This window comes from Enterococcus durans NBRC 100479 = LMG 10746 (genome assembly GCF_001544215.1).
Taxonomy (GTDB): domain Bacteria; phylum Bacillota; class Bacilli; order Lactobacillales; family Enterococcaceae; genus Enterococcus_B; species Enterococcus_B durans.
Window position 1 is genome coordinate 1 of the sequence record NZ_BCQB01000077.1, and the last position, 8,387, is coordinate 8,387.

The 8,387-nt window shown below is 35.7% G+C and carries 10 protein-coding genes; 5 read left to right on the top strand and 5 right to left on the bottom strand.

The window, feature by feature from the left end:
* Positions 1–103: 103 nt before the first annotated feature.
* A complete protein-coding gene (locus ED2_RS15775) occupies positions 104–253 on the bottom strand; it encodes a hypothetical protein (protein ID WP_005879449.1) in 150 nt (49 codons plus the stop codon).
* A 444-nt stretch (positions 254–697) separates the two neighbouring features.
* Here ED2_RS15775 and ED2_RS16475 point away from each other — a divergent pair, with 444 nt between their 5' ends.
* Positions 698–916 carry a hypothetical protein gene (locus tag ED2_RS16475; RefSeq protein ID WP_016176423.1) on the top strand — a complete coding sequence of 73 codons (219 nt, stop codon included), beginning with the start codon at positions 698–700 and terminating at the stop codon, positions 914–916.
* Between the two features lie 329 nt (positions 917–1,245).
* Here ED2_RS16475 and ED2_RS13585 read toward each other — a convergent pair whose 3' ends face one another.
* Both ED2_RS13585 and ED2_RS13590 read right to left on the bottom strand, forming a co-directional pair.
* Positions 1,246–3,048 carry a glycerophosphoryl diester phosphodiesterase membrane domain-containing protein gene (locus tag ED2_RS13585; RefSeq protein WP_016176424.1) on the bottom strand — a complete coding sequence of 601 codons (1,803 nt, stop codon included), beginning with the start codon at positions 3,046–3,048 and terminating at the stop codon, positions 1,246–1,248.
* Positions 3,049–3,143: 95 nt separating this feature from the next.
* The gene (locus tag ED2_RS13590) at positions 3,144–3,740 is read right to left on the bottom strand and encodes a TVP38/TMEM64 family protein (RefSeq protein WP_016176425.1); all 597 of its coding nucleotides are present in this window, start codon (positions 3,738–3,740) and stop codon (positions 3,144–3,146) included.
* A gap of 307 nt (positions 3,741–4,047) precedes the next feature.
* Between ED2_RS13590 and ED2_RS13595 the strand changes: the two genes are divergently transcribed.
* The 3 genes from ED2_RS13595 to ED2_RS13605 are packed head-to-tail and all read left to right on the top strand — an operon-like array spanning position 4,048 to position 5,584.
* Positions 4,048–4,395, top strand: coding sequence for a carboxymuconolactone decarboxylase family protein (locus ED2_RS13595; protein ID WP_016176426.1), 348 nt, complete (start codon positions 4,048–4,050; stop codon positions 4,393–4,395).
* A 4-nt stretch (positions 4,396–4,399) separates the two neighbouring features.
* On the top strand, positions 4,400–4,810 hold the full coding sequence (locus ED2_RS13600) for a cupin domain-containing protein (RefSeq protein WP_025481317.1): 411 nt from the start codon (positions 4,400–4,402) through the stop codon (positions 4,808–4,810).
* A gap of 24 nt (positions 4,811–4,834) precedes the next feature.
* Positions 4,835–5,584 (top strand): SDR family oxidoreductase, encoded by a 750-nt coding sequence (locus ED2_RS13605; RefSeq protein ID WP_016176428.1) that lies wholly within the window; start codon positions 4,835–4,837, stop codon positions 5,582–5,584.
* Between the two features lie 126 nt (positions 5,585–5,710).
* On the opposite strand, the gene ED2_RS13610 is transcribed toward ED2_RS13605, so the two are convergent.
* Together ED2_RS13610 and ED2_RS13615 are read right to left on the bottom strand one after the other, a co-directional pair.
* Positions 5,711–6,049 (bottom strand): hypothetical protein, encoded by a 339-nt coding sequence (locus ED2_RS13610; protein WP_005879463.1) that lies wholly within the window; start codon positions 6,047–6,049, stop codon positions 5,711–5,713.
* Positions 6,018–7,346 (bottom strand): DUF1576 domain-containing protein, encoded by a 1,329-nt coding sequence (locus tag ED2_RS13615; protein WP_005879465.1) that lies wholly within the window; start codon positions 7,344–7,346, stop codon positions 6,018–6,020. The genes ED2_RS13610 and ED2_RS13615 overlap by 32 nt, the downstream gene beginning before the upstream one ends.
* Positions 7,347–7,594: 248 nt before the next feature.
* On the opposite strand from ED2_RS13615, the gene ED2_RS13620 reads away from it, so the two are divergent.
* Positions 7,595–8,161 carry a TetR/AcrR family transcriptional regulator gene (locus ED2_RS13620; protein WP_005879467.1) on the top strand — a complete coding sequence of 189 codons (567 nt, stop codon included), beginning with the start codon at positions 7,595–7,597 and terminating at the stop codon, positions 8,159–8,161.
* The last annotated feature ends 226 nt before the right edge of the window (positions 8,162–8,387 follow it).

An 8,387-nucleotide genomic window follows, 5' to 3' on the forward strand; every position in this document is an offset into this window, starting at 1 on the left:
CCAAAAATAAACAATAAAAGACGTTTGCATGAAATTCAGGCAAACGTCTTTTATTGTTTATTAGATTCCGAGTTGGCTTCTACCATTAGAAATGAGTCACTCCTTATTTAGATTCGTTCAATGCTCGGACAGCTTGTTCAATTGTTACGCCAAATGCAACATTTTTTTCATTAGAAGCATCGATAGCCATAAATTGGTTCGTTGTTGTGTCAAATGCAACACGATACTTCATGTTCGTTTTTGTAAATGTCATATACTTTCCTCCTTTTTAATTTTAATGCAAATAGATAGTGTAATTTTCTGTTAAACTTTCCTATCTATTACAATTCTAGCACCTCTTATTTTTTTTAGCAATTAATTGCAATTTAAGACTGTAAGTATCAGTTTTCCGTTAACCCAATTAGTAAACAGATGATTAAAATGATAAAAATAGCGGCTTGGATATAAATCATAGAAAATCCCTCCTTATTCTTATTCTATAAGACTAACAAGTAAATAACACGAACAAGCAGCTTACAGCATCAAACAATAACGTCACTTTGTAAAAAAATCACTAGTTGAGTGAGTTATGTTTCGTATTACGTCTCTCTATATAAAATCAGATGTTCTTAATAAAAAATAAAATAAAACGTTTTCGAATTGTTTGTTTTTTGTTATTATAAATCTAAGAAAAGAATAACTGAAAGGTGATAATCTGATGAGTGAAATAGAAGTAGGTAAGTCATACATATGCAAACCAATTGGGACAAATTACGAAGTTATCGGGTACGTTGAATGTACATATACGAATACAGCTGTTATTTATGTTGAGCGTTATGATCAAAGAGATCGTTCAGTCATTTATGACAGAAAGTATAGGTTACTAGTTAAGTTTTGTGATATGTATTCAGCAAGTAAAACGGAATTAGTATCATAAACAATTTTTTTGAGTAATTTTGTAAACTTCACTATAATGAAACTAAGAGAGAAGGGAGCGAAAAACCATGCAAAAAAGAAAAAGTTCAAGTAAATTAGGGATTATTTTAGCGGTTATTTCTGCTATACCTGCAATATTAGCGATTGTCCGAGCAGTAAAAGGATCAAAAGAAGTTTAAAAAGTGATTATGTGAGAAATAGTTTGCTTTAAGAAATAAAAGAAGAATCGCAAAAATCAATTCTTAAATTAGGGATGATTTTTAGAAGAAGCTTCTTCTACCGTTTATAAAAAAGGCGAGTGCGACAGGATGTTTGTCGTACTCACCTTTTTTATCCTACCCCCAAAACAAAGTTCAATAATTTGTCAGAGTAAGTGATTTCTTCATCGGTTATCTTAACATTCTCATTCAACAGGTCCATTCTATCTGTAATGATGCCATCAACGCCATAAAACATCATTCGGCTAATCGCATCTGAATCATTGATTGTCCATACATATACTTTTTTTCCATCTTGATGGGCAGAATCAATAAAATTTCGATTGATTGTACTATATTCCATCGTGAGGAAATCAGCCGGTGTGACTGGAGGACCAACAATATTGAAAGGTAAAATATACCCTACATAAAAATTTGGATTGGCTTTTTTCAAATCAGAAACAGTTTGATAAGTTAAACTTTGTAAAATATGTTTTTTTTCTAAGATATTTTTTTCGTATTTTGTAACAAAACGAGTAATGACATCTTTCGAATCTTTTTTTGAATTCTTGATCTCGATGAGAAGTTTCTGGTTCAGTTCATCGGCTTTTTTTAGATAATCATCGAATGAGACAACCGGTTCTTCCACACCGTTTTCCTTAACCGTTAATTTTTCGAGCTCTTTCAATGTTAGATCTTGCGGTGCTTTATCCACGCCAGTCAATTGCCGTAGATTGAAATCGTGCATCACCACGAATTGTCCATCTTTTGTTTCTTGAACGTCCATTTCGACATAGTCCGGATGATAAGCGGCGCTCGTCTTTTCCAAAGCTGCCAGAGTATTTTGCGCACTATTATTCCCACTGACCCCACGGTGAGAAACCATTATTGGTCGAGTTTGCGCGGCAGAGGTAAGATAATCCATATTATATAGGCAAACACCGATACCGAAAAATACAGCAAACAGAATAATCCCAGTGTTTTTTACTGCCGAATATTTCTCATTTGACGGTTTAGGTGTGAACCATTTAGGGATATCAGGTAGAAATCCTTCATCGTCCATGAAATCAACAATGATGTAGAAGATCCCAACAGTTGACATCACGATATTGAATAGCAATACGCCTTGAAGAACAGACATTGCAAAAACAGCACTTATCAAGGAATAATCAGGTAGAAATTCTTCTACGATTATCTGCAAAGTGATAATCAGTAGATAACCCGCAGTCGATAAAAGTAAAATACTGCCTCCAATAACAACGAACTGCCCCAATATCGCAAAAAATCTTGCTTTTGTGAGCAACCAACTTTCTTTTACCGCTTGTTTGAACGGGCGATCTCGTAAAATCATTTCGGGAAGGGCAAAAATCAAGCGGATGCCGATATATGCCAAAAGCAAATAGAAAATAATAAAGGTACTAACTACGATCCAACGATTAGCAAAAATAAAGTCCATAATAAAAGCAGGTATCTTCACTTTATAAAGTAGATCGGAATTAAAACTCAAGCCGCTGATGGGTAAAATCAGTAAAAAATAAGCGAGAAAAAATAGAAAAGTCAGTGGACGAATCTTTTTCAATTGAAAAAAAGTTAGTTCCAATAATTGCTTCAATGAAACAGGAACCTGTTTTTTGATGAAATAAACGCTCATTAATAAAAAAGTAAATTCAAAATATACTAGCAATAGTATCGTCAATAGTACAGCAATCAAAGAAAGTAACACTCCTGGATGCTGCGAAATAATGATGGTAATGTTGTCGCTAGACAGATAATCAATCGCCCCACGACGTAAAATGAAACGTGTGGTGCTCCCTAATAAGGGCAAACAAATAAATAAAATAAATCCGTGCATAATCAGAACATCACGAAAATAGGCCTGAGTCCCTTTAAGAAAGTCCCAAGCATTTCCTAAACTTCTTTTCAAATACGTTAACATTCAATCACCTACTCGCCAATATTATAGCGTATATTCAAAAAAATGAGAGTACCACGTAATGTTGTTTACGTGATACTCGCACATTCACTATCGATTTATCCAAATAAACCAGTCAAGAAATGACCACCGTAAATCAAAGCCATACTATATAAGAAAATTGATAGCGGTTTTGCTAAAAGGATGATCCATGTAAACTTTTTAACTGAGATATTGGTTAACCCTGCCATCAAGCATAGCGCGTCGTCTGGAGCGACCGGTAAGAAGATAGCTAAAGCAAACAATTTTTCAAATCGGTTTTGGTTATCCAGCCAGCCAATATATTTATTGTATGTTTTATCACTGATCATTGAAAGAATGAATGGTTTTCCATAGCGTCTTCCTAAGAGGAAAATGATAATGGAGCCAATACAGATTCCTAAGTAGTTATAAATAAAACCGGCATATGGGCCAAAGATCAACACACCAGCAGCAGTGCTGATCCCGCCAGGAATGATAGGAATGACAACTTGCAAAATCTGGATCAAGATGAAAATGATCGGACCTAAAATGATTGAATCTCCCACTAAACCTCTTAAAGAATCCAAATCTTTGAATACACCTAAATTGATGAAGTAAATGGTTAAAGCAATCGAAATTCCCAATCCAACGATCGAGATAAAATTAATCAATTTTCGTGATACTGCAACATTCATCGTCTATCAACTCCTCCGATACTTTTCTTTATACTACTACTTTACTTTAAAAGTAAGCCTTTGCGCCACTATTTTAAATGACAAAAGTCAAACAGTTTTGTAAGTTTGACTTTAGTATAAAAGAGATACAAGAAAAATACATCCAACCAAAGATGTATTTAAAGAAATTTATTATTTGTATTTTTTTAATCAAACTATGCTTAACAAGCATATCAAGAGTTTGAGCGAGGTATTAGACGGAAGAATGTTTTGGCGATAGGATGAGAGTGTAAAGAAACGAAATAAAACATAAAAGGGGTTGGATACAATGGCACAAAAACAAACAGCTGGTCATGATCAATTAGGCGATTTCGCGCCAAAGTTCGCTGAATTGAATGATGATATTTTATTTGGAGAAGTCTGGTCTAGAGAAGAAGAATTAGCCCCTCATCAAAGAAGTTTGATCACTATTTCTGCATTGATTTCAGCGGGGAACTTTGAACAATTACCTGCTCATTTAAGAATAGGTAAACAAAATGGTATTACAAAAGAAGAAATCTCTGAAGTAATCACACATCTTTCATTTTACGTTGGTTGGCCAAAAGCATGGTCAGCATTCAATATAGCAAAAGAAATCTATCCAGTTGATGAAAATCATACCCAGAAAGAAGAGTGAATGTATAATGGCAAAAAATGAAGAAGTAAAGAACGGAATAATCTTCCCCGTGGGAGACAAAAATGAAGCATACGCCGATGTATTTACTGGTCAAAGCTTTTTGAAGATGTTAGTTAATGATCCTGAAGTTTCAGTTGCTGTAGGAAATGTGACCTTTGAACCAGGTTGTCGAAACAACTGGCATGTCCACACAGATGGCTATCAAATTTTGTTAGTGACTGGTGGTGAAGGGTGGTACCAAGAAGAAGGCGAAGCAGCGAGAAAACTACTTCCAGGCGATGTTGTAGTAACTCACAAAGGAATCAAACATTGGCATGGTGCAACGAAAGACAGTTGGTTCGAACATCTTGCCATCACATCAGGAGCATCCAAGTTTATGGAACCTGTGACAGATGAACAATACAATAACTTATGATTTTTATTAAATGGGGGAATATAGATGAATAACATCAAAGACAAAGTTGTGATTATCACTGGAGCGTCCAGCGGTATTGGAGAAGCGACTGCTCGCTTATTGGCGAAGGAAGGCGCAAAATTAGTTTTAGCAGCTAGAAGAGAAGAAAAATTGAAAGCAATCGTTGATGCGATCATATCGGAAGGCGGAGAAGCAATCTACCAAGTAACAGATGTGACGAACTCAAAAGAGAATGAACGTCTAGTTGCACGTGCGAAGGAAGTATATGGAAAAGTCGATGTGATTTTCTTGAATGCAGGGATCATGCCAAGTTCACCACTTTCTGCTTTGAAAGTGGTGGAGTGGAATCAAATGGTAGACATCAACTTAAAAGGTGTGCTTAATGGATTAGCAGCAGTGTTGCCAGAGTTCATAAAGCAAAAATCTGGGCATGTGATCACTACGTCATCAGTTGCCGGTATCAAAGCATATCCTGGTAGTGGGGTCTACGGTGCTACGAAATGGGCTGTCCGCAACCTGATGGAAGTATTAAGAATGGAATCCGCTCAAGAAGGGAAAAATATTCGAACAGCAACGATCTACCCAGCCGCAATCAACACAGAATTGTTAGACACGATTACAGATGAATCGGCTGCAAGCGGCATGAACGCACTGTATGAACAACATGGGATCTCACCAGATCGTATAGCAAATGTAGTTGCTTTTGCAATCAATCAACCAAGTGATGTAAATGTCAGTGAATTTACTGTGGGACCGACTACTCAACCTTGGTAAGATTTTTTCAATAAATGTTGATAGAAAACCTGAACGACTCAAAGACAGCTAAATCTCGCAAATGACACTCTTGCAAGATTTAGCTGTCTATTTTTACGTGTTCTGTTCACCAATTTTTATGAATACTTAAGAAATCTTCCGGAAAATCTTGATATTTATGATTGGTTGATCGTACATGATTTCGACATCATCGATCAAGCTTCCCAACAAATGATAGTCTTCACGGTCGTGAGAAGGACTGCCTAACAATTCTTGATAGTAGATATCCATGCTTGGGTCCCGAGGAGTGTCTAAAAGCTTTGCCAGCTCGGATAGATCATTTGGCTGTTCAGCAATTTTTCCCTGTATTTCAACAAAAAGCCCTTCTTCGGTGTAGTCAAGTCCAATGCGTATTTCTGTTATATCATGTGAGTACAGATACGTAAGAAACTCATCAATGATCCTTTTTGATAATTCTTTTTCCAAATAAATTCTTTTCCTTTCTAACGACAGTAAAGCTGTCTAAAATAGGTACAAGAATACCTGCCACGAATCCCGTTGAGAATCCGCTATTATATAAACTTAATCCCCCATGCAAAGTGTTGACATTGTGGACTAAAGCAATATGTAAAAATCCAGCGAGTACACCGTAAATACTGCCGTAAAATCCACTGATAGGTGCAAGTCCGGTACCAAAAATTGCCGCTACGATCATCGTTGTTTGATTCACTTTGTATACTGTACCAAATAAAGAGGCCAAATAGATACCAACTAAAATAGGAAAACAGTTTTTTAAATGACTACCGAAAGCACTGAAACCAGCGACGGACAAGATTGCTCCAACGATCGGACCATTTACTTTGCCGCCAATCAGTAAAACATACACGCAAAGCATCGCACCTACAAGCCCCATGTTGATCAACGTTGCACCAATTCCAGAGATTGAAATGAAATCAGTTGTTACTTTTCCCGAGGTTTGGAAAATTGCCCGCATGCCTGTCAGTTTAAATGAATTGAAGAAAAAACCACAGATTGCAGTCAAAGAAAAGAAAATAAGCATGATCATGGTCAAGCTACGATGATAGTCTGTAGAAAGGACTGAGTGTGATTCAATTGAAAAATTAAATAATCGTAGAATACTGGTAATAGTCATTGCAATCAATCCCGAAGTAAACCCAATATTGTAGAGAGTAAAACCTCTGTGGAAAATCAAGGTTTGTGCTGCTAATGGTGGTAGTACAAAACCAATGGCAATCCCTACAAGGTTGCCTAACAACATTCCTGTCAATAACGGTAAAGACATGCCAAATGTAATGTAACTAACAACAGGCGACAGTGCACTAGCAAATAGGCCTACCATAATATATTGTGAGAAAGGCTTGTGGACAAAACGAGCATAGAGATAGACACCTAAAATAATCGAAATTGAATTATAGAGATTTTTTCCAAAAAAGGAAAAACCTGTAACGGTCAAAATCGAAGCAAACATTGGACCATTCAAATTGACATTATGCCGATACGCTAATAGAATTGAAAGCAAAGTTAACGTACCAACATTTATAAATGCGCTTCCAAAACCACCTAAAGCTAAATAATCGGTCAGAAGATTACTCGGAGAAGTGATGATCGTATATAAACCCTTGATATTTTTGATAGGATCAGCAGAAATCAAACCGATACTCAGGAAAAAAAGTCCGGTAAACGTTAGATAAAAATACTTCTTCTTTTGTGAAATGATTCTTTTCTGAGGATGAATATAAATAACGTTAGTTTCGTTGTCCATTACACACCTTCTTTTTCTTTAACTATAACGTGAAATAAAAGTCTTGGTCAACTCTGATTTACATTTATATCAAATTTTGTAAGGGTAACCAGTAATTTTGCCAATTTTTAAATAATTATGTGTAATTGTTAAAAAAAAATAAGAAAAAAATTTAAAATATAACGTTTTGAGTAAAATATTTGCAAAAAACATCAAAAATCGGTTACAATAAAACAACATATATTGCAGTAAGAAGTGGGGGAGTTTTAATGAGAAGAAAAGTCTATACAAAAGATCAAATTCTGAAAGCTGCTTATGATGTCGTTGCAAAGGAAGGTTTCAAAGGCTTTACTGCTAGAAATATTGCGAAAAAAATGGGTATCTCTACTCAGCCGATCTATCTGGAGTTCAAAAACATGGAGGATCTCAAGAACACTTTGTTAGACTCTATTTTTGAACATCTTAAAGAAACGGTTTTCCCAGTAGAGCGAACAGGGGACAAAATCATTGACCTTGGTTTGAATTACATTTACTTCGCAAAGAAGCAACATAGTCTTTACATGGCTTTGTACATCGATGAGCATGGGGATGGTCAAAAAATGCATGATTTCTCTTATAATTATTTCCGAGAAATTGTGAAAGAAGACAAACGATACAATCAATTATCTGATGAATATATTGATGCACTCCATACAGGAACATGGATTGCCGTAACTGGTATCGCATCATTGATGTCTTCAAATATCATGCACCCAACAGAAGAGCAAATCATCTCATTCATCAAACGAACAATCGATTCGATTTTAGCTTTAGAAGATCCTGAACAAATCAGATAAAACGAGTAACTACTTTACGTTATCTTACACAAGACTCATTCAAACATTCTTTTGTCAGTTGTTTGACCGAAAATGGTCTTCATTGGGAGTGGGAAAAATGATTCTTGTGTTTTTGTCTATACCTACATGAAAAAATTCATAGAAATAAAAAAACGGACTTGACATTTGTTCCGAAAAGTTTAAAAATAATACGTACGGAAGGTTGGCAGAGTGGTAATGCACCGGA

Bases quoted from the DNA above. Each gene is read 5' to 3' on its own strand.
- ED2_RS13590 (WP_016176425.1), bottom strand. From the start codon at position 3,740: ATGAATGTTGCAGTATCACGAAAATTGATTAATTTTATCTCGATCGTT.
- ED2_RS13620 (WP_005879467.1), top strand. From the start codon at position 7,595: ATGAGAAGAAAAGTCTATACAAAAGATCAAATTCTGAAAGCTGCTTAT.
- ED2_RS13605 (WP_016176428.1), top strand. From the start codon at position 4,835: ATGAATAACATCAAAGACAAAGTTGTGATTATCACTGGAGCGTCCAGC.
- ED2_RS16475 (WP_016176423.1), top strand. From the start codon at position 698: ATGAGTGAAATAGAAGTAGGTAAGTCATACATATGCAAACCAATTGGG.
- ED2_RS13615 (WP_005879465.1), bottom strand. From the start codon at position 7,346: ATGGACAACGAAACTAACGTTATTTATATTCATCCTCAGAAAAGAATC.
- ED2_RS15775 (WP_005879449.1), bottom strand. From the start codon at position 253: ATGACATTTACAAAAACGAACATGAAGTATCGTGTTGCATTTGACACA.
- ED2_RS13585 (WP_016176424.1), bottom strand. From the start codon at position 3,048: ATGTTAACGTATTTGAAAAGAAGTTTAGGAAATGCTTGGGACTTTCTT.
- ED2_RS13595 (WP_016176426.1), top strand. From the start codon at position 4,048: ATGGCACAAAAACAAACAGCTGGTCATGATCAATTAGGCGATTTCGCG.